The organism is Alkalinema sp. FACHB-956 (assembly GCF_014697025.1).
In the GTDB taxonomy this organism is placed as follows: domain Bacteria; phylum Cyanobacteriota; class Cyanobacteriia; order Leptolyngbyales; family Leptolyngbyaceae; genus Alkalinema.
Genome location: NZ_JACJRC010000023.1, coordinates 45,349 through 66,012 on the forward strand (window position 1 = coordinate 45,349; position 20,664 = coordinate 66,012).

General features: G+C 50.2%; 14 protein-coding genes. 1 reads left to right on the top strand and 13 read right to left on the bottom strand.

Translation table 11 applies throughout. From position 1 onward, the window contains the following. Positions 1-81: 81 nt before the first annotated feature. The 9 genes from H6G21_RS19740 to H6G21_RS19780 form a co-directional block, all read right to left on the bottom strand. Positions 82-1,800 carry a solute carrier family 26 protein gene (locus H6G21_RS19740; RefSeq protein ID WP_190575134.1) on the bottom strand — a complete coding sequence of 573 codons (1,719 nt, stop codon included), beginning with the start codon at positions 1,798-1,800 and terminating at the stop codon, positions 82-84. Between the two features lie 67 nt (positions 1,801-1,867). Next, positions 1,868-2,566: an MBL fold metallo-hydrolase gene (locus H6G21_RS19745; protein ID WP_190575135.1), complete on the bottom strand. Its 699-nt coding sequence runs from the start codon at positions 2,564-2,566 to the stop codon at positions 1,868-1,870. Between the two features lie 133 nt (positions 2,567-2,699). Next, on the bottom strand, positions 2,700-3,104 hold the full coding sequence (locus H6G21_RS19750; protein WP_199307339.1) for a metalloregulator ArsR/SmtB family transcription factor: 405 nt from the start codon (positions 3,102-3,104) through the stop codon (positions 2,700-2,702). 302 nt (positions 3,105-3,406) lie between these two features. Next, positions 3,407-3,859: a DUF6691 family protein gene (locus H6G21_RS19755; protein WP_347278044.1), complete on the bottom strand. Its 453-nt coding sequence runs from the start codon at positions 3,857-3,859 to the stop codon at positions 3,407-3,409. A gap of 150 nt (positions 3,860-4,009) precedes the next feature. Then, positions 4,010-4,435, bottom strand: coding sequence for a YeeE/YedE family protein (locus H6G21_RS19760; protein ID WP_190575156.1), 426 nt, complete (start codon positions 4,433-4,435; stop codon positions 4,010-4,012). 253 nt (positions 4,436-4,688) lie between these two features. Further along, on the bottom strand, positions 4,689-7,160 hold the full coding sequence (locus H6G21_RS19765; RefSeq protein ID WP_190575138.1) for a filamentous hemagglutinin N-terminal domain-containing protein: 2,472 nt from the start codon (positions 7,158-7,160) through the stop codon (positions 4,689-4,691). Positions 7,161-7,334: 174 nt separating this feature from the next. After that, the gene (locus H6G21_RS19770; protein WP_190575139.1) at positions 7,335-9,827 is read right to left on the bottom strand and encodes a filamentous hemagglutinin N-terminal domain-containing protein; all 2,493 of its coding nucleotides are present in this window, start codon (positions 9,825-9,827) and stop codon (positions 7,335-7,337) included. 386 nt (positions 9,828-10,213) lie between these two features. Then, positions 10,214-12,091: an ATP-dependent zinc metalloprotease FtsH4 gene (gene ftsH4 / locus H6G21_RS19775; RefSeq protein WP_190575140.1), complete on the bottom strand. Its 1,878-nt coding sequence runs from the start codon at positions 12,089-12,091 to the stop codon at positions 10,214-10,216. A 142-nt stretch (positions 12,092-12,233) separates the two neighbouring features. Continuing rightward, a complete protein-coding gene (locus H6G21_RS19780; RefSeq protein ID WP_190575157.1) occupies positions 12,234-12,446 on the bottom strand; it encodes a chlorophyll a/b-binding protein in 213 nt (70 codons plus the stop codon). 298 nt (positions 12,447-12,744) lie between these two features. Between H6G21_RS19780 and H6G21_RS26325 the strand changes: the two genes are divergently transcribed. Continuing rightward, positions 12,745-12,831 (top strand): hypothetical protein, encoded by an 87-nt coding sequence (locus tag H6G21_RS26325; protein WP_347278045.1) that lies wholly within the window; start codon positions 12,745-12,747, stop codon positions 12,829-12,831. Here H6G21_RS26325 and H6G21_RS19790 read toward each other — a convergent pair. Genes H6G21_RS19790 through H6G21_RS19805 form a run of 4 tightly spaced genes read right to left on the bottom strand, consistent with a single transcriptional unit; the run spans position 12,800 to position 20,659 of the window. Further along, on the bottom strand, positions 12,800-15,826 hold the full coding sequence (locus H6G21_RS19790; protein ID WP_190575141.1) for an NHLP bacteriocin export ABC transporter permease/ATPase subunit: 3,027 nt from the start codon (positions 15,824-15,826) through the stop codon (positions 12,800-12,802). The two genes, H6G21_RS26325 and H6G21_RS19790, sit on opposite strands and share 32 nt — an antisense overlap. Positions 15,827-15,828: 2 nt before the next feature. Beyond that, complete coding sequence (locus H6G21_RS19795; RefSeq protein ID WP_190575158.1) at positions 15,829-18,084, bottom strand: NHLP family bacteriocin export ABC transporter peptidase/permease/ATPase subunit; 2,256 nt, start codon at positions 18,082-18,084, stop codon at positions 15,829-15,831. Continuing rightward, positions 18,084-19,583 (bottom strand): NHLP bacteriocin system secretion protein, encoded by a 1,500-nt coding sequence (locus tag H6G21_RS19800; RefSeq protein ID WP_190575142.1) that lies wholly within the window; start codon positions 19,581-19,583, stop codon positions 18,084-18,086. Before H6G21_RS19800 ends, H6G21_RS19795 begins: the two co-directional genes overlap by 1 nt. Then, positions 19,577-20,659 (bottom strand): cyclic nucleotide-binding domain-containing protein, encoded by a 1,083-nt coding sequence (locus H6G21_RS19805; protein WP_190575143.1) that lies wholly within the window; start codon positions 20,657-20,659, stop codon positions 19,577-19,579. Before H6G21_RS19805 ends, H6G21_RS19800 begins: the two co-directional genes overlap by 7 nt. Between the last annotated feature and the right edge of the window lie 5 nt (positions 20,660-20,664).

Sequence of the window (20,664 nt, forward strand, 5' to 3'; positions counted from 1 at the left end):
CCGATCGCAGATCCCTCGCCAGCCATGGCAAGCTATTGAATTTGTGCAATCCAGCCTTCTACATTGCTAGAGTCAGTTCTATCAAATGCCGCCTAACTGTCGCATGGCTTGATCGGTTGTCAAAAAGAAATGATCTCGACCTAAATAGTCTACAAATCCCACTTTTTCTAATTTATCCATCACCGGCCCTTTGACCTCAGATAGATATAGTTCAATGCCCGATCGCTGCCACTCTGCAATCAAACTTTCCAAAACTTCCAACGCACTCGCATCGATGAGGTTAATGGCACTACACACCAGAAGAACCGTTTTGACCGCAGGCTGCTGGGCGATCGTTTTTAGCAGAAAATCTTCTAAAAACCGGGCATTGGCAAAATACAAACTGGCATCCATCCGCACCGCCAAAACCGTTGGACAGGTGGTCACAGGATGGCGTAGCACATTGCGGAAATGCTCCGTTTGTCCCAAGCGACCGACGATCGCGATATGGGGACGGCTTGTGCGCCACAGATGCAACGATAAAGCCACCAATGCCCCAAAAATCACCCCTTTTTCCACCCCAACGCCCAACACGGCTGAAAACGTGACCAACCAGGCGATCGCGTCGGCTTTGTCGTAACTCCACATGCGGCGCAGGGTGGCGAAATCAACCAGCTTATACACCGCCATGATGATAATGGCAGCCAAACAGGTTTGCGGCAGGAAATAAAACAACGAGGTGAGAAACATGACCGTGATCGTGACAAAAATCGCAGTCATGATCGAAGCTAACCCCGTGTTGGCCCCTGCGGAAAAGTTCACAACCGATCGGCTCAATCCTCCCGTCACGGGATAGCCTCCAGCCAGGGCAGCCCCCCAGTTCGCCACGCCGAGGGCAATTAATTCCTGGTTAGCATCCACTTTTTCACGGCGTTTGCTAGCCAGGGCCTGGGCGCTACCAAATCCTTCCATATAGGCCACAAGGCTAATCATCAGCGCAACGGGTAAGAGACTTTGCAGCGTTGAACCAGAAACGATCGGAACTTGGAAACTGGGTAAACCCGCTGGAATCTCCCCCACGACCTTGATGCCTAGGATTTGATCTAAGCGCAAGGCCCAAACGACGATCGTGCCCACAATGACTACGAATAATGGTGCGCCCTTCGAGAGTGGAAAAATCGTTTGCTCAGGCCAGCCGCGCCGCTTGAGTTGCTGAACTAAGGGCTGCCCACAGTACCAAAGGATTACTAAACTCGCGAGTCCTAACCCTAAGGTACTCCAGTTGACTTGATTAAGTTTGCCAATCAATAGGGGTAAGAGTTCTAGAACCGTTTCCGTATGGGGAATTTTGAGGCCCAGCAAATGTTTCGCCTGACTCAAGCCAATGATGAGCGCTGCACCACTAATAAATCCGGAAATGACCGATCGACTGAGGAAATTGACTAAAAATCCTAAACGAAAGATGCCAAACAAGACTTCGATCGAGCCAACTAAGAACGCTAAAAGGGTCGCCAGTAATAAGTAATCCGCGCTACCTTGGGGAGCGAGTTTACCAATGGCAGTTGCAACCATAAGAGAGTCAACCGCCACTGGCCCCACTGCCAATACAGGACTCGTGCCTAACAACGGATAGAGAATGGGGGGTAAAAGGCTGGCATAGAGCCCAATGTGGGGCGGTAAACCCGCCAACAGCGCATAGGCCATCGCTTGGGGGACTAACAAGCTGGTAACAATAATGCCTGCTGTCAGATCCCCTACAAAATCTCGCCGATGATAGCGCGGTAACCAATTGAGAACCGGGAAGTACTGTTTCAAGGTCATAGAAGCCAATTCATAGAAGCCAATTCATAGAAGCCAATTCATAGAAGCCAATTCATAGAAGCCAAGGTTACCCCACCGTCGCTACTTGGCCACAGGCTTGATTGGCAGGAACTGCTTCCATGATTTTCTTGGGATCAGGAAGATTGAGATTCTTCATGAAATCAATGAATGTTTCCCGAGTGCGCCCCACAAAGCGAGGATTCCATTGCTTCTCTTCACCGATCGTGGAAACGGCGTGGCCGCGATAGTCATGGCCGGGATAGACCAACGTACTATCCGGTAGTGTAAAGAGTCGCTGGGTGACCGAATCGTACAGTGCCCCCGCATCTCCACTCTGGAAGTCCGTCCGTCCACAGCCGCGAATAAAGAGGGCATCGCCCGTTAGCAAATGTGTACCGTTCACCAGATAGGCCATATGACTATCGGTATGGCCCAGGGTGGCGATCGCTTGAATTTGCACCTCTCCCACGGTTAGCATTTCGCCATCTTGAATTTCTCGATTGGCACAGGCGACCGCTGCATGTTCAGGGACAATGCCTTCGCAACCGGTGAGTTCCCGCAGCTTACCTGTCCCGGTAATGTGATCGGCATGGACGTGGGTTTCCAGGCAATATTTCAGTGTCAAACCCAATTCATTCAGCAGTTTGAGATCCCGTTCCACTTGCTCCAGCACCGAATCGACTAAAACCGCCTCCTGAGTCCTGGGATCGGCAATGAGATAGGTATAGGTCCAAGTATCGCGATCGAAGAGTTGACGGAATAGCATGGTTTTTCTCCTTGAAAATTTAGTGAGGCGATTGATCTCAGACAAAGGATCTCAGACAAAACTCTGACGCACTCATCATCCGTGGAGAAATCCGACGACTCGTTTCTAACGCCGTTATTGCTAATTTGTCGGGTTAACGAAGTTGTCGAAGTGTGGTCAGCTGTTGTAATTGCTGACTTTGTTGCTCCATTTGGAGAGAGAGAGCATCACAAACTAGGTCGCAAAGTTCAAATAAAAACGGATTGGCAATGCTGTAGTAAACACAAACCCCTTGCTGTTCACGGGCAACAATTCCCGCCTGAGTCAGCATTTTGAGATGTTTAGAAACGTTTGCTTGTCCTAATCCCGTTTCTTCAATGATTTCAGTAACATTCTTAGCCCCCTGTTTCAAGCTACAAACAATTTGTAAGCGACTCACTTCAGACAACACTTTAAAAAATTCGGCCATGAGCCCCAATGCTGCTGGTGACAGCTTTGAGATACCACAGTCATCGTCTAAGGTAACCTTACCTAAGACAGCATTACCGGATACTGGCATCGATAACGTTGGTTGAGTTAACGGTTGAACGATCGCTTTACGGGGCATAGGGATTCAGGGATGCAAAGGGATACATAAGGAATATAAGGAATCTAGGGAGTTGAGCTGGTCAACTACTAATTTCATTATATTACCAAATAGTATTACTTTAGTCACCTCCTGATGTTCGCCGGGATTCGATGTTCTGTGTGCGATGTTCTGTGTGCGATATTTGGCGTGTGTATTTGGCGTGTGTATTTGGCGTGCGATGCTCTGGGGCTGCAATATCATCGAATCAATCTTGCCTAGCTTTGAGACACTGGCTATTTCTTGGTGTGGGATAAGTCTGGAAGGGGTGGATGCCCGATCGCCGTTAACCCTTTGTAGGCTAGGGAACCGATTACAAAACTCAGCATAAAGAGAACGGGATTCCAGATGCCCAGTACCCAAGCGGTAATGCCGGGGCCTGGACAATATCCAGAAATGCCCCAACCCACGCCAAAAATAGCGGCCCCTAAAACCAGCGGCAGATCGATGTCTCGTTTGGTAGGGAGGTAAAATTTTTCAGCAAACCAGGGATGGGGAAGTCTTAATACAAAGCGGAAGGCAATGATTGTGACACCCACTGCCCCTCCCAACACAAAGAGTAATGTGGGATCCCATCGCCCTGCAATGTCCAGAAACCCTAACACACGATCGCGATCGATCATTTGCGAAAGCCCTAAACCTAACCCAAAGAGAAGCCCTGAAATTAATGCAATGCCATTTTGTTTCACAATGCGTCTCCGTATGCGTCTCCGTATGCGTCTCTGTAGCTGTCGTTGAAGTGTGTTCATGGTTCAAGTTATACAACTTGTTAAATAATAGAAAACCGATGGATGCGCTCGATTGACCAGCTCACATTACTAGTACGCATTACCAGTTCACTAAATGCCGGGTAATACATGTTGGGTAATAAATACCGTGATGAAAGCAGTGGTCAGAAACGTCAGAACTGCCACGAGCGATCGACCTGATAGTCGCCCCAAACCACAAACCCCGTGGCCACTGGTACACCCACTGCCCATGCGAGTTCCCACCCCCACTAACAGTCCCCCAATCCCCATCGCCCATGGTGCAAAGCTAGAAGTGGGTGTGGGGTGAGTTGCCAACCCATACTCATAAAGAGCACCTCCGAGGAGCATTCCCAGCAGAAAGAGCGATCGCCAAGCTTCCTTTTGGGGAAATTCGATCGCGCCATTGACCATGCCACTGATCCCTGCAATGCGCCCATTAAAGGCCAGTAAAATCGTGCTGCTGCCCCCAATCAGCAAACCACCGAGTACCGCTGTTATCCAATTAAAGTCTGCCATCATGATCTTGATTCAGGGTTCTAATTTACGGTCTAGCACTGCACAACGTTCATTCACTGAGATCCATCCAGCTTGGGTCGCCGCAGAGAGTTCTGCTACCCCTGAGAATTGACCTACCTTATTTAATAGCACATAAAATCTAATTTTACAACCATCTAGTTATATTACTAATTAGTAGGATTTTGAGAAAGAAGTTGCTGATTGTCAGTTATTTATGTCATCTGTCCTAGATTGGCTGAAGACTGTGGCGATGCTAGGAGAAAGGAGCGCTACAGGTGGCGATCGTAGAGGCAATTACCGACCTAGGAGCCGCGATCAGAGAAATCGAGCCATCGGCGTTACGCTGCCAACTAGAAGCTTGGACGAGCAGAGGTTGGGTGGTGGGAATCTGAGCGACGGTTGCTTGCCCCTGGCGATAGGCGGAGAGATCCCGGAGGTCATGCCAAGGGCGATCGCTGGCTGCTTCTTGATTTGGATTTTTGGGAATTCCACCCCGCCCTGTTGCTACAAACTGACTTCCTTGGTTACTGGAACAACCCGTCGCGATTTTCTGGCTTGGATCAGATGTATTCATTGGCAATTCGGTTAATCCAGAATTGGGGTCTGTACCGATCGTATTCACCCGCACATTCCCACTAATCCCAAATTCAGAACTGGCAGTGATATCATTTTCCGGCGTTAGCGAGCTACGATACTTGAGCCCAAGTATCCCTTGCGTTGTAATTTCAATATTCCCCCCCCGCCCCTGAAATGCATTGGCAACAATATCACTATTTTCTAAGCCTACGATGATGGGCGAGTCGATCGTAATATTGCCTCCATTTCCTTGTCCCCCCGCCGTTGCAACAATGCTGTTCCCCTGGCGCATCAACAACAGATCCCGCACTTGCAAATCAATGTTACCACCCTCGCCGGAAAAAGCAGCAGCGGTAATACTACTCTGATTGCTGAGAGAAATCACATTTGCATTAATCCAAACATTGCCGCCAATTCCTGGGCCATCATTTCTAACGCTCACCACAGCGCCATCGGCGATGCGTAATATAGGAGTATTAATCGTCAGCGAGCCTGAATTACCCGAAGGAATGGCGGGTAATCCAAATGCGGCTTGAGACTCAGGACTCAAGATTTCAGCCGTGGAAATAATACGGGAAATACTGCCAATGCCGTTTCCTTGGGTCGCTTTACCTTGAATCTCGATCGACTCGGAAGCATTCACCAAAACGCTCCCAGCGGCCCCATCCGCCACCGTAGAAGAACCCAGCGAGGATCCCCCTTGAATGAGTAATCTCGCAGTGTTGATAGTGGCATCCTTCGCATTTCCTGCCCCCTGGGTAAAGGTAGACAGTGTGCTTTCTCCAAAGGCCAAGGGGTTGTAGCCTGCAATGGTCATTTGTCCGGTGGCATTGACTTGAATCGTGCCCGTGTCGCCCGATCGAACGGCTACTGAAATAATATTGCCTGAGTCTAGTACGTTGAGATCCTGGGTAGAGATGGTGATGTTGCCGCCGCTTCCACGCCCCGCTGAGAAGGTGGCAACTCCTGAATAGAGAGCTGGATTGTTAGAGTCGAAACCACTGATTTCACTCAGACCCTGCACGGCAATATTAATGTTGGCACCCGCCGCTTGACTCCGGGTTCTAGAGAAAATTCTGGCTCCATCATATAGTGATAGATTAGCCGCAGTCACATTGATATCTCCAACAGCTCCTGATCCGAAGTTGTTACTTTGGATCAGACTGCCCAATTCTCCATTGCTTGTATTGCCAGTCAAGCTTAGGAAGCCTCTGGCATTGACTGTAATGCCTCCAGAAGATTGGGAGGTTACTAAATTTTGCAGCAGTAGAGCTGATCCTTCCGACAAGCTAATATTTTGGCCTTGTAGTTGGATGGAGCCGTTACGACCACTGGCGTTCAGCATTGAATCCTGCGCTAGAGAAATATCGTTAAATTGCGACACAGCGCTGTAATCCCCTACCCACCCGGTCGGCGTAGCCGTAAGTCCCACCATTCCAGCTTGGACGCTACCGACTTCCAGATGTCCACTGCCTTGGATAGAAGCCACCCCACCTGCAAAATTAACGGTTCCCCCAATCAACGCTAAGGTCTGATTCGCGCCCGCTTGTAATCCATCGGGGCTATTCATGGGACTCGCTTGACCGAAACCCGTGATGTCGATTAACTGATTGCCTATTCCCTGTACGGTAATGGCCCCTGGATTTTGCCCCATTTGCAAACCGATCGGTGCACTCATCGTCAGCAAAGGCGGATGACTTGGATTGACTGCGCTAAATTCTGTTCCATCCGCAAATTTAACGCTACTGGCTGTTGTCCCAATAAAAGATCCCCCGATATTCAATGAGGCATTCGGCCCAAATAATATGCCACTGGGATTGATTAGGAATAAACTAGCAGAACCATTGGCTTTAATCAGTCCATCAATGTTGGATACTGTTCCACCCGTCACCCGCGCAAAAATATTCTGCACGTCCAAGGCATTGTTGAAAACCGCAGAGCCGCCCGTGGGGACTGAAAATTGGCTGAAGCTGTGAAATAAATTGCCGCCCGATCTCCCCCCTCCATCGATCGTGAAGTCCAGCCCATTAGGACTACTCACCGCACTGGGTAAGCTTCCATCTGGACTCACCTGAGCAATGGAGGACTCCATCCCTACGACCATGCCAGCCACTAAACCGATAACCGTAGCGATCGAATGTTTTTTCATAGGGCGATTTTATAGACATTCGCCCTAGATTACCCATCATAGAATCTTTATATTCTCAGTAAAGTCCCTGAAATTTTCTGGTCAGACCTTTGAGAATTATGGAGATGAGAACCCTGGAGAGCACCTTGAATTGAGAGCACCTTGAATATTGAGAGCACCTTGAATTCAGCCGTCTTAAGAACGCACCAATGAGCTTACTTTTAATGAGCTTACTTTTGTCGGTGTACCGCTACAAGTGGCGATCGTCGGAGTAGCTACAGACCCAGGAGCCGCGATCAGCGAAATCGAACCATTGGCGTTACGCTGCCAACTAGAAGCTTGAACAAGTTGGGGCTGAGTGACCGGAATCTGAGCGACGGTTGCTTGACTACTACGATTGGCAGATAAATCCCGGAAGTCCTTCCAGGTATGATCGCCCACGACCTGTTGACTGGGATTCTGGGGAATGCCACCCCGCCCTGTGGCGACAAATTGACTGCCTTGATTGAAGTTGCAGCCTGTTGCAATTTGCTGGGAGGAATCTGTGACGTTGCTGGGAAGTTCAGTTAGACCTGCGTTGGGATCTGTGCCGATCGTATTGACTTGCACATTGCCACTCACGCCAAACTCTGAACTAGCAGTGATGTCATTATCAGGTGTCAGTTGATTGCGAAACTTAAGTCCTAGAATTCCTTGGGTTGTAATACTAATATTACCTCCGCGACCTTTCACAGCATTAGCAATAATGTCACTGTTTTCTAACCCTAGAATGATTGGCGCAGCGATCGTGACATTTCCTCCATTGCCTGTTCCTCCTGCCGTTGCGCTGATAACGCTACCATGACGCAGAACTAAAGTATCCCCTGTGATAAAAATATTGCCTCCCTCCCCAGAAGCAGCGGCAGCTGTAATACGACCTTGGTGATTCAGAACCGTGGAACCCGCATTAATCCGAACATTTCCGGCACTGCCTGGGCCATCAGCTTTAACCGTTACAAAGCCACCCTGGGTAATCCGTAAGCTCGGCGTATTAATTGTCAAAGATCCTGCATTGCCATCCGGAATGGCTGGTAACTGCAAAACGGCTTGAGTCATCGGATCGAGAATCTCAGCGGTAGATGCAATTCGGGCCGGAAGAATCGATCCGGCGGCTTGACCGCTCACGTCAACGGATTCAGAAGCATTCACCGTCACATTACCCGCTGCGCCTTTAGCAACCGCACTCGAGCCTAAAATACCACTGTCGCGAACGACTAACCGAGCTGTATTAATTACGGTACTCCCTGCATTGCCTGTACCGCTTGCAGAACCAATAATACTACTGGATAAGGTGGTCAAGGGGTTATTCCCAGCAATTTCTACTAGATTTGTTGCATCAATCTTTAAGACACCGCCATCTCCAAGCCCTGCCGTCAGAACACTAATACTGCCACCATTCACCACTTTTAAGCTATCCGCTGAAAGCGTTAAATCTCCTGCTTTCCCAGAACCCAATGTGATGGAGGTAATGGAACTGGAAATAACTGGATTCGCTGGAACAAAACCATCAACCTCGATCGTGCCTGTGACCTTGGCATGAATGTTTCCTCCTGTAGCGGGCGTAAATGTCCAATTGTGGAGATTCGCACCATCTTTCAGTAATAACTGTGCTGCTGAAAGATTAATATCCCCCGTGGGTGTTAAGCCTAGGTTGTCAATTTGAATAAAACTGTCTAATAGACCATTAGCTGTTGTACCCGTGAGACTAACGGTTCCCGTTGCATTAATCTGAATGCCTTGGGCGGGTTGCTGAAATCCCAAGTTTTGTAGCAAGGCTGCCGAACCATTCGCAAAACTGATGTTCTGACCCTGTAACTGGATGGAACCCCCACTACCACTAGCATCTAGCAAGGATTGGTGGTTGAACAGAATATCGTTGAATTGCTGAACGGCTGAATAATCGCCCACCCATCCCTGAGGGGTAGAATTCAGCTTGACTGTACCATCGCTGACACTACCCACTGCCAAATGTCCGCCTCCCGCCGTAGTCATCAGCCCCCCGTCAAAGTTGACCGAATTGCCAATCAACGCCAGGGTTTGTCCGGCTCCCACTTGTAATCCGGTGGGATTTTGGCTGCGATCGGCAGGCGCAAAAAAGCCAATAGTCACCTGATGGCCCGTATTTTGTACCGTAATGGGCCCTGAGTTTTGGCCGAGTTGTAATCCAACGGGTGCACTCATGGTGAGTAACGGTGTTCCAGAATTCACGGCACTAAACTCGCTGCCATCAGCAAATTTAATACGACTCGCTGTCGTTCCAACGAATGACCCTCCCAGATTTAGCGAGGCATTAGGCCCAAATAAAATGCCATTGGGATTCAATAGGAATAAATTTGCTGCACCATTTGCTTTCAGCAGGCCATCGATATTCGATGCAGTCCCACCGGTGACGCGCGCAAAAATATTTTGTACATCTACGGCATTGTTGAAAAAGGCAGAACCCCCCGTCGGCACTGAAAATTGGCTGAAGCTGTGAAATAAATTCCCGCCCGATCGCCCGCCTCCGTCGATCGTGAAATCGAGATGATTGGGAGTCGTCACGGTGCTGGGCATTGTCCCATCCGTTACGACTTGGGCCAAGGTCAATCTTGCGCCGCAGAGAGACAATCCGAAGGCGAACCCTAAACTCTTGACAACACGTCTACCCATAATTTCTCTCTAGGACTCAAGATTGTTTGCGAAAGAACATTTAACACCCAATTCCTTTAGTGTGCCCGGACTGGAATTGCCCATAACGGTTTTACTGAACTTTCGAAGTGTCTTAAAGTTTTGTAATATGCACTATCCAGGCAATCAGCTAGGTAGCCAGCGATCGACGGCATTGGATGATTAAGGAAAAGCCTGTCTCAGCTACGATCGTGCATTTCTAAACATTCTAAACATCGTGCATTGCGACCTATAAAAAAACTCCCCCAATGTTGGGAGAGTCATGGTGGGGAGAGTTTTTTAATCAAGTTGACCTATTCAAAGTCACACTGTTCATGAAATGGATTGGAACGAACCGGGTCTGTAGTCATGCCAGTTCAGTCAACAAGTTAGGCTATCTCAGCCATCACAGGCTTTGCATTGACCTGGTTCAGCAATTGGTGCAGGGCTTCCCCTTCAATGACCTCCGTTTCCAGAAGTTGCTGGGCGATCGATTCCAGTAATTCCCGATTCGTCCGCAGAATATTCAGCGCTTGTTCATGGGCCGTTTCCACAATTTCCTGCACTTCCCGATCGATGGATTGCGCTGTTTCTTCGCTCATGGGTCGGCGAGGATTGGGAGCGCCGTTATTGAGGAACATCGATTGTCCACCCTGCTGGTAGGCCAAAGGCCCCAAGACCTTGCTCATCCCGTAGCTAGTGACCATGCGTTCCGCCAAATCCGTGGCCCGTTGCAGGTCGTTGGATGCGCCCGTGGTGATATTCCCGAAGACGATTTCCTCTGCCGATCGACCGCCTAATAACGTCGCAATTTCACCGCGTAACTCATCCTCATTCAACAGGAAGCGATCTTCCGTCGGCAGTTGCAAGGTGTAACCCAGCGCCGCCATGCCCCGAGGGACGATCGAGATTTTTTCGACTTTGCTGCTTCCCGGCATGGCCGCACCTACAATCGCGTGCCCCACTTCGTGATATGCAACAATTTTCTTTTCCGTTTCGTTGAGAACGCGACTCTTCTTCTCTAGACCCGCTACAACCCGTTCGATCGCTTCCGCAAAGTCCTGGGTTTCCACTGTGGCCCGTTTACTGCGAGCGGCTAGTAAGGCGGCTTCGTTCACGAGGTTCGCCAAATCTGCCCCTGCAAATCCGGGTGTCCGGGTTGCGATCGCTTTGAGATTCACATTTTCGCTCAATTTAATCTTTTGAGCATGGATGTTCAGAATCGCTTCCCGCCCTGCAAGGTCAGGCCGATCGACCAAGACTTGGCGATCGAAGCGACCGGGGCGAAGTAACGCTTGATCCAACGTTTCCGGACGGTTGGTGGCGGCTAGCACAATCACCGTGGCATCTCCCGCTGCAAACCCATCCATTTCCGTCAGCAATTGGTTCAGCGTTTGTTCCCGCTCATCGTTACCACCGTAGAAACCGCCTGCACTGCGGGATTTCCCGATCGCATCCAATTCGTCAATGAAGACAATACAAGGCGCTTGCTTTTTGGCCTGTTCAAACAAGTCCCGTACCCGTGAGGAACCCACGCCTACAAACATTTCCACAAATTCTGAACCGGAAATGCTAAAGAACGGAACCCCGGCTTCCCCAGCCACAGCCTTGGCCAGCAAGGTTTTCCCGGTTCCGGGAGGGCCAACCAGCAGTACCCCCTTGGGAATTCTGGCCCCAATTTCCGTGAAGCGAGCAGGCGTTTTTAAGAAGTCAACAATTTCCACCAATTCGGTTTTTGCTTCTTCAACACCCGCCACATCTGCAAAGGTGATTTTCGCGGATTCCCCTTCGACGTAAACTTTGGCCTTGCTTTTCCCGATCGACAACGCACCTTGGGGCGCACCACCATTGTTGCGATTGGCGAAGAATTGCAGAATACCCACAAAGATCAGCGGCGGAACCACCCAGCTTAGAATCGTAAAGAACCAATTATTTTTGGGAGCGGGTGCTGCGGCAAATTCCACGCCCTTAGATTCCAGCAACTTGGGCAGTTCCAGATCAAAAATCGGTGTCGTTGTGTAGACGGCTCCCGGTTGGTCGGCCTCTCCCTTCAGTTGGTAACGAATTTGATTTTGACCAATGGAGACCTGGGAAACCTGGCTTTCTTCGACCTGATGGATAAACAGGCTGTAGGGAACACCGGGGACGCGAGGCCCAGACAAACTAGGAATCAAGACATTAATGAACAGAAAGACGGCGGACACCGCAACCACAATGTTGGCGATAATGCTGGCGCGTGAGGGCGTGGGACGTTCTTTAATCGGCATAAACAATCCTCAAAATTAAAATTACGCGGGGAATCAGAACAAAACCTCACAGGAGAAATCCAACAGAATCATCTAGCCAACAGAATCATCAACGGTTAAGCCAGTGTATGAGGTCAGTCTGTTCTTAGAAAAGGTCTACCCATTAGAGATGGCTGAGAAATCCAATCACACCGTGGCCCGTCAGGATTTCTAGCCCAATCATGCTGACAAATCCAATCATGGCTAAGCGTCCGTTCAGTTTTTCCGCATAGGGCGTAAAGCCTGATTGCACGGTTGGGTCAATGTAGATGGGAGGCTCGATCGCGAAAATGTCAGTTCTACCTTGATCATCAATGACTACACTGTTCGACACCATACTGTTAGAACTCATGTACTTTTCTCCTGGGTTCTCAGAACCCTTACTCATCTATGTAACTAAACTTAACAATTACGTTGCGAAATGTAAACATCCCTAAATGACGGCTTCCCGTACCTTCAGCAAAAGCCCCCTTGGGAGACGGGTGAGCGCCTAAAGGGGGCTGTGGGTTGCTACTTTTGGGGATGATGGGGATCCCTGGTACCCCCTGGATCGGCCATGATTGAGATGGGCGTGGTTACAAGGTTTCACGGAAGAGCTATTTCACGAGTTCGCGTGGCAGAAAGCATGGCGGATCGTGGAAGGGCATTTGTGCTCAGATCACATCCACAGGCTGATTTCGATCTCTCAGACTACAGCCGTTGCCGTTGAATTAATTGACTGAATACACCCCCCTGCTGAGCCAACTGCTCAAAACTCCCCTGCTCAACCACCTGCCCCGCTTGCAACACATAAATGCGATCGGCATTGCGAATCGTACTCAAACGGTGCGCCACAACCACCCGCGTCACCTTCAAACGATCGAGACTTTCACTGACGATCGCCTGGGTTTTATTATCCAACGCACTCGTTGCTTCATCAAAAAACAGAATTCGAGGCCGCAACGCCAACGCTCTCGCAATCATCAACCGCTGCCGCTGTCCCCCAGAAAGATTACTGCCCCCTTCACTCACCACCGTATGCATTCCCATCGGCATCGCTGCCACATCCCCATCAAACCCCGCCATCCGCGCCGCTTCCCACGCTTCATCCATCGTGATCAACGCACCACTGGCAATATTTTCAAAAATCGAGGCCGACATCAACCGACTATTTTGCAACACTACGCCCATTTGTCGTCGCACCGCCGCCACATTCAATCCCGCCAAATCTTGCCCGTCATAATAAACCGTGCCAGACTCCGGAACATCAAATCCCAACAACAATCGCAATAGCGTTGATTTTCCACTCCCCGATGGCCCCACCAACGCAATAAATTCCCCCGGTTCCGCCTGAATACTGACATCATTCAAAATCAAATTCCCATCGGCTCGGTAACGAAACATTGCATGTTCCACCGCCAGCGCCCCGGTTAACCGCCCCGGATCGGACTTGTCCGTATCCACCTCCGGCACCCCCTGCAAGATGGGCTGCGTCCGCTCCCAAATGGGAATCGTTTCTAGGATATCAATCACGATCGTGCTCAGACTCGTTGCCCCGGTGATAAACGTTCCAAAAGCTGTATTAAACGCAAGAAACTTCCCCGTCGTAAACTCACTGCCGTGCCCTTGGGATTGCTGTAATGCCATCGTTGCAAAGGCAAATAACACCGCTGGCGTTAACGTTGCCAGAAATTTATTGATAACCGTTAAGTTATCCTCAATCCCTTGAGTTGCCATCATCAATTTAAGCTGATGGGAATATTGCTGTCCCCAATGGGCAAAGGCACGATTTTCTGCCCCTGCTAACCGGAATTTAGCAACGCCATTAACAATTTGGAGCATAATTCCAAATAACTTACCTTGCTCATTTAGCAAAGGACGGGTTTTCTTCAGCGTCAGTACACCCGCTGTCACGGTTACTGCAATATTAATCAATGCCACAACCAATGCAATCAGAGCCAAAGAAGCACTATAGGAAAACAGCAATCCCAAATTCAGCAACGAAAATAGACTGGAAAACAAACTCTTCAACATCGTCGTACTCAGTTTCTGACGAATTTGCGTAATCGTCGAAACCCGAGCACTCAAATCTCCGACGGAATATTGCCGGAAAAACGAAACAGGCAACTTCAACAGCCGATCCCACACCGCCGACTGGGTAGAAGCATCGGCATAGCTCTCTAGGCGCAGGATTGCAAAACCTTGGGTTAATTGAAACAATGCTGCCCCTAACGCCGTTGCCAACAGCCCATAGCCCATCTGCCACAACAAATCGCGATTCCGATCGGGAATGACTTGATCAATCAGTAACCCCGTCGCATAGGGCATCAGCATTCCCACCAGCGTGGCCGCTACTCCCGTCAAAATCAGGGTGATGAGTTCCTTGCGATGGCCCAGTACTGCAAATTTCAGGAGAGCCATGGGCGTAATGACAGCCGGAAAAGGTCGATAGAACGTATAAGCCGTGGGGGACAGTTGCTGCGCAATCGCCCGATCGCAGGTGTCCCATTGTTGCGTCATCGGATCAAAGAATGCGTAGCGATGTTCCGACTGGGGAATCAGCGCCACGGGTCGATCGTCCTCTGCCCGGTAGGCCAGCAACGCCCCACAATCCTTCTTCCACCAGTCATCCCGCAACACCACCCGCCGAATCCGAATGTGGGAAGCCCGCGCGATCGCATCCAGCAAATCGGGAACCCGCCGTAAATCTTCCGAAGCGGCTGGCGGCACGATCGTCACCCCCAGCACCCGTCCCACTGCGCCAGCGGCCATCACTAGGGCATCGGCTTCAGTTTGTGCAGGCGTGCTGGGTAACTGCCAGCGATCGCGTAGCTGGGATCGCTGGGCTGGCTGAAATACCGATTGCATTTGTTGCAGCATTGCTACTTGAATTTGTCGATCGGCCTGCTGCTGCAATCCTAAGCGTTGCCTTTCCTGCTGTTCAGCTTGTTGATCCAGAGTCTGGAGTGCTTGCAGAACCAGCGCTTGTAAGGTTTGGACTCCCTGGATAAAGGTTTGGGGTTTTTGGATTTCAACCGGAGGCTGAATATCCACCTCGACCACCGTTTGCGCCTGTAGCCAAAGATGGGTATTGAGTGGCAACCGCCCCTGCTGAGCCGTCACCGTTAACCCGGCAAATCCCACCAGATGCACCTGCCCTTGCAGAATTTGCGTCCAAGTCATCCGACCCTGTCCTGGCTGAAACACTTCCCCACGATCGAGCACACCACAGGAACTGATCTGAGTTGATGCAGTCTGGGGCAAAATTCCCGCCAATGTCAGTCCCAAATGGTATACCCAGTTTTCCAGCTTCGCGATCGCAACGAGGGGTTCCGCAATCATCCAATCACAGAATTCTGCGATCGAAAGCGGTTGCAGAATTGTTTCTTCCGCCGCTACAACTAGAATTTGGTAATCCGTTATGGAGTTAACCTTTTCAGCATTGGCGAGTCCATGACTTGGGATCAAAAGCTCCCCCGCTTTCACCGTAAACAAACACCGTCGTCTACCCTTAGGGATGCCCTGTTCCACGGGAATGCTGAAAAGCGCTAACGATCCCGATCGGACTTGCCAGAGGGTATCAGATTGACTAGATGATTGATTAGATGATTGACTAGATGACTCTTCTAATAAACGATTCAACAATACGGCAGTGTTACTTTTGAGTACCTTAAGATGAACGGTATCCTGAATCGATCGAATACCACGAGTTTGTAACTGGTGAGACACTGGTGACATGATTATTCCTCCTCTAGGGCATCGCCTTCACTGCGGATTAATTCGAGATAATGGCCCTGCACTTGACGCAGTTGATCGTGGGTTCCGCGCTGCACCACCTTGCCCCGTTCCAGAACAATAATTTCGTCGCAGTCCCGGATCGTGCTGAGACGGTGCGCCACCATTAAACAAGTACAGCCCCGCAGACGCAGGTTATAGTCGATGATTTTTTCGGTTTCTGAATCCAAGGCACTGGTTGCTTCGTCCAAAATTAAAATAGACGGGTTATTCACCAAAGCCCGCGCAATTTCTAAGCGCTGCCGCTGCCCACCACTCAAATTACTCGCCCCTTCCAATAAATCCGCATGGTAGCCCCCCGTCATCGCAAGCACCACATCATGAATCGCGGCATCTTGACAGGCACGGATTAACGCCGCATCGGGAATGGTCGTGTTCCACAGCGTCAGATTATCGCGAACCGTTCCAGAAATCAGCAAAACATCCTGCTGCACCATCGCGATCGAATTAACCAACACTTCCCGAGGAATCTGCTGCCGAGGCTGGCCATCGAAACAAATTTCCCCAGACCACGGTTGATACAGACCGCTGACCAAATTACCGATCGTGGACTTGCCCGACCCACTGCCACCCACCAGCGCCACTCGCTGCCCTGGTTTGAGGCAGAGATTAAAGTTCTCGATTAACGGCTCACTGGCGCGATTATAGCCAAAGGTGACGTTTTTCAGTTCAAGGTATCCCGCCAATTTGGGCGCTGCAAAATTCGCCATGGGGGGCGCTTGCAAGGCCGGATCGAGGGGATTATTCAGGACATCATCCAGCCGCGCCATGGTGCCTTCCAGTTCTTGGATATCCTGGCTAAGTTGCAGCAGTTGCCCAACGGGTTGCATAAATTGCTGAATTAACGATTGAAAGGCAATTAATTTCCCGATCGTAATCACCCCATCCATGACGCGCATTCCACCGAAAATTAGCAACAGCATGGAACTGAGCGACGAGAGCAAGGTAGGTAATGCTCCCAGCCATTGGTTTAAACTATCAATTTCCTGCTGAGCGTTCAGCGATTTGGCATAGTAGCCCGCCCACCGGGTAAAAAAGTCGGATTCCAGGCCCGACGCTTTCAGGGTTTCAATGCTTTGCAAACCCGCGATCGCCGTTCCGCTGACCTTGCCCTGTTCCTGCATCAACCGCGTATTATTATCCGATCGTAATCGCCCCACCCATTGCAGGACAATTAAATTAATCAATACAAATGCAAATCCAATTTTTGTCAGTTCAGCATCATATAACCACATCGCTATTCCATAGAAAATCACCATCACTGCCGAAATTAGCGTCGTGGCTAATTGCCCAGACAGTAGAGAGGCCAGTCGATCGTTCAACTGAATGCGACTACTGATTTCACCGGAAAACCGTTGGGCATAGAACCCCACAGGTAACTGAAGTAAATGCTGAATAAACTGCCCTGACATCACCATGGCCAGCTTGACTTTCATCCGCCGCAGATTTTGCAATTGCAAACGGGTCAGCAACCCCGTCACTCCCGCTGTAATAAACATGACTAACAACAACGACGGTAACCATTCCGATCGCTGATTGACTAAGATTTGATCAATAAAAATTTGGGAAAAGCTAGAAGTGACTAAACCAACAACGACTAACAACAGACCAATCAACAGACCAAACATCAGGGGCGCGATCGATCCTTTCAATCGTTGCCACAGGGCACGGAAAATATTGGGTTTAACACCGCCTTTTTGAAATGAATCACTGGGCGCAAAGGTCAGGACAACGCCCGTAAAACTTTCGTTAAATTCCTCTAGGGACACGGTTCTAGGCCCCATGGCCGGATCGTTCAGAAACACTTTTTTTTGGTAGAACCCTTCCACCACGAGGAAGTGATTGAAATTCCAATAGACAATGTAAGGCGGTTCCAGCTTTTGTAGGGCATTGAGTTGAACTTTTAGGCCCTTAGCCTGGAGTTGATAATTCCGAGCCGCTTTCAGCAGATTTGGGGCTTTGCTGCCATCGCGGGAAACGCCACAGGCCACCCGCAGTTCAGCCAGGGGTACCCGTCTGCCAAAGTAAGCCAAAATCATGGCCAGGGACGCTGCACCACATTCCACCGCTTCCATTTGTAAAATCGTGGGCGTGCGTCGCCGCACCCGCAATCGCTTGAGCAGGGTTTGGTATTTTTGCTGGCAAAACTGGGTCAGGGTAGCAAGGGGCGCGAGGGTTGGGAAAAGGGAAGGACTCAACATCATGACTGGATGCCAATCAGATTTTTCAAGAAGGGTAAAACGTAGCTAATGGGAGGACGTTCTTCGATCGTGATGCGGACGATCGTTGTGGTTCCCGGTGTGAGGGACTGGCCGGGGCCTTGGGACCCTGACCAACGATATTGCGGACAGTCAGTGCCCTGGGGCGGCGCTGATTGGCATTCCAGGGACGCGAAGATGGCCATCTGGGCCTCCTCCGCCATCACGCCTTTGAGCATGTCTGGATGGCCTACCAAACTGGCAGCTCCGGCCTGGGTCACGGCCAAGGGCGACACTTTCTCCACTCGACCGATAATGCCCCCGTATTCTTCAGCTTTGACGGTGGTGGGCGTCACTTTGACTTCCAATTTGTCGCGGTTTTGCGCCTGGGCACGTTGGGCCGCCGCTTCCACTTTTTTGCCATCGGCGGGATCGAGGAAAATTAAGCTTTGCAGTGTTTCACCGTTTTCTCGCACGGAAATGCTGCCAATGCTGGCACCGGGTTCCACATGCTGGCCTGCCTTGACCACCACTTCCATTAAAGTGCCATCGGAGGGACTGAGGATTTCTCGACTTTTTTGTAATTGCGTTGTTAGTTGAGCAATTTTCCGTTCCGTTTCTTGAATTTCTTTTTTTCGACCCGTAGCAGCACTAAAATCACCTTCAACTTTGCTAACTTTTTGGGCATCTAAGGCATCAATTTTGGCTTGGGTTTCGTTGATTTGATTGAGCCGATCGAGTTCCTGTTGTTGAGCTTCGGCTTCTTTGCTATCCAGTTGTTTCAGTTGGACTTCCAATTGGTCAATTTGGGATTGGGTCTTTTCGTATTCCTGTTGGGCTTGGACAACGACATCTTCCGTAATCAAGCGGTATTGATCGAAGAGTTCCTGACGCCGTTGCCAGCGCTGTTTGGCAGGCGCGAGGGTGGCTCGCAGGGTTTGAACTTGTTGTTGCAGGGCCACCCGTTCCCGCTGAATGGAATCCAAGCCCCGATCGCGCAATACGGGATTCATCGATCGCGTGGTTTCCAGGTTCTTTTGCAAACTTTGGCGTTCCTGGTCAGCAGCAATTTGGTCAAAGCGTTCCCGTTGAAGCTGAATAAAGGCGGCATCTCGATCTTGGCGTTTGAGATCCTCTAGTTGGAGTTGCGCCAGTTGCAATTCTTGTTTCAGATCGGATTGATCGATCGTGGCGAGAATTTGACCTTTTTTGACCGTCTCTCCGGGCTTAACCTTGACTTCTAAAATCTGGCCAGAAGTTGTAGACTGGGCTGCAAGAACGGTACTGGGATAGATTAAGATGCCCTTGCCTGTGACGGTCGTGGGAATTTTAGCGACAATGCTCCAGAGGGTGCCGGAACTGACTAAAATTGCAAAGGCTGCCAGGGATAGCCAACGGCGCGGGCTAGTGACTTGAATTAGTCGATCGAGTTGTTCTGGAGAATTGGCTTGTTCGAGGGCTTCTTCGCGGAAAATTTTACGTTTTTGCTTTAGACTTACCATTGGATTTCCTTTCCTGTTCCCAATTCGGTTTGGATTCGCTTTAGCATCCAGTCAAATCGTGCTTCGGCGAGGGCGACTTTGTTTAAGAATTCACCGTCGGGGGCTGGGTCAGATTCATCCAGGCTGTTTCCATGGCCGAGGTGTTGCAACAGGATTGTTTGCTGGTGGGTCAGGATGATGGTTAGCATATGGTAAAAGCGACTGGCGAATTCCACATCATGGTGAAGTTTGGCCGAGAGTCGCCAGCGGGGAATGGAGAGGACTTTGGATTCCCGTAGCGCTCTAACGGTTAGATCACTGGGATAGGCATTGACCAAAGCCGTTTCACCAATGAAATCCCCCCGAGACAGTCGCGCAAATTCTGTAAATCGATCGGTGGAATCTACGGTCGAGAGTAAGCTAAATGCTGTCAGTAAGGACGATCGCGAATCTGTGCTGAGGCCCAAGGCTAGGGTGCCGTCTAGGAGAATGTGTAGGGCATCGATCGGTTGTGCTTTTTGAATCAGATTCGTATTCGCTGGTAGTAATTGCACTGTACCCACTGTGATGAGCCAATCTAAATCACTATCTTCAAGGATCGAAAAGATGGTAACGGATTCCCGTTGGGGTTGATTGGCCAAGGCAGCGGGGGTATTTAATTGTTTTTTTAAGCGGTTGAGCCGTCGGGCTAAGAGTCGTGCTTGGGCTTGGTAGAGATGGGCTGCGAAGCTGGGATCGTCTTGGAGTTTTTGTTGGAGTTTAGCTTGGGGAATGGCCAGCAGTGACGCCCGATCGAGGGCTTGAAGGGTGATGGGGCGATAGCCGCTATCTTGAGCGGATAAAAACCCTAACAATTCACCGCTCGCCAGTTGGGTCAGGGGTTGGGTACTCTGGGTTCTAGCGCTATGCTCGATCGTGTTTTGCTCGATCGTGGTGGCATAAAGGGCGAGTTTGCCTTCCAAAAGCACGTAGGCATTGTCCTGAAAAGATTCCCGATCGCTGAGGATGTCGTGGGCTTGGAGTTGGTGGGGTTGACCCACGGTTTGCAGCCAATGGATGTCCTGACTGCTGAGGGTTTGAAGCAGAATATCTGTCATGGTGC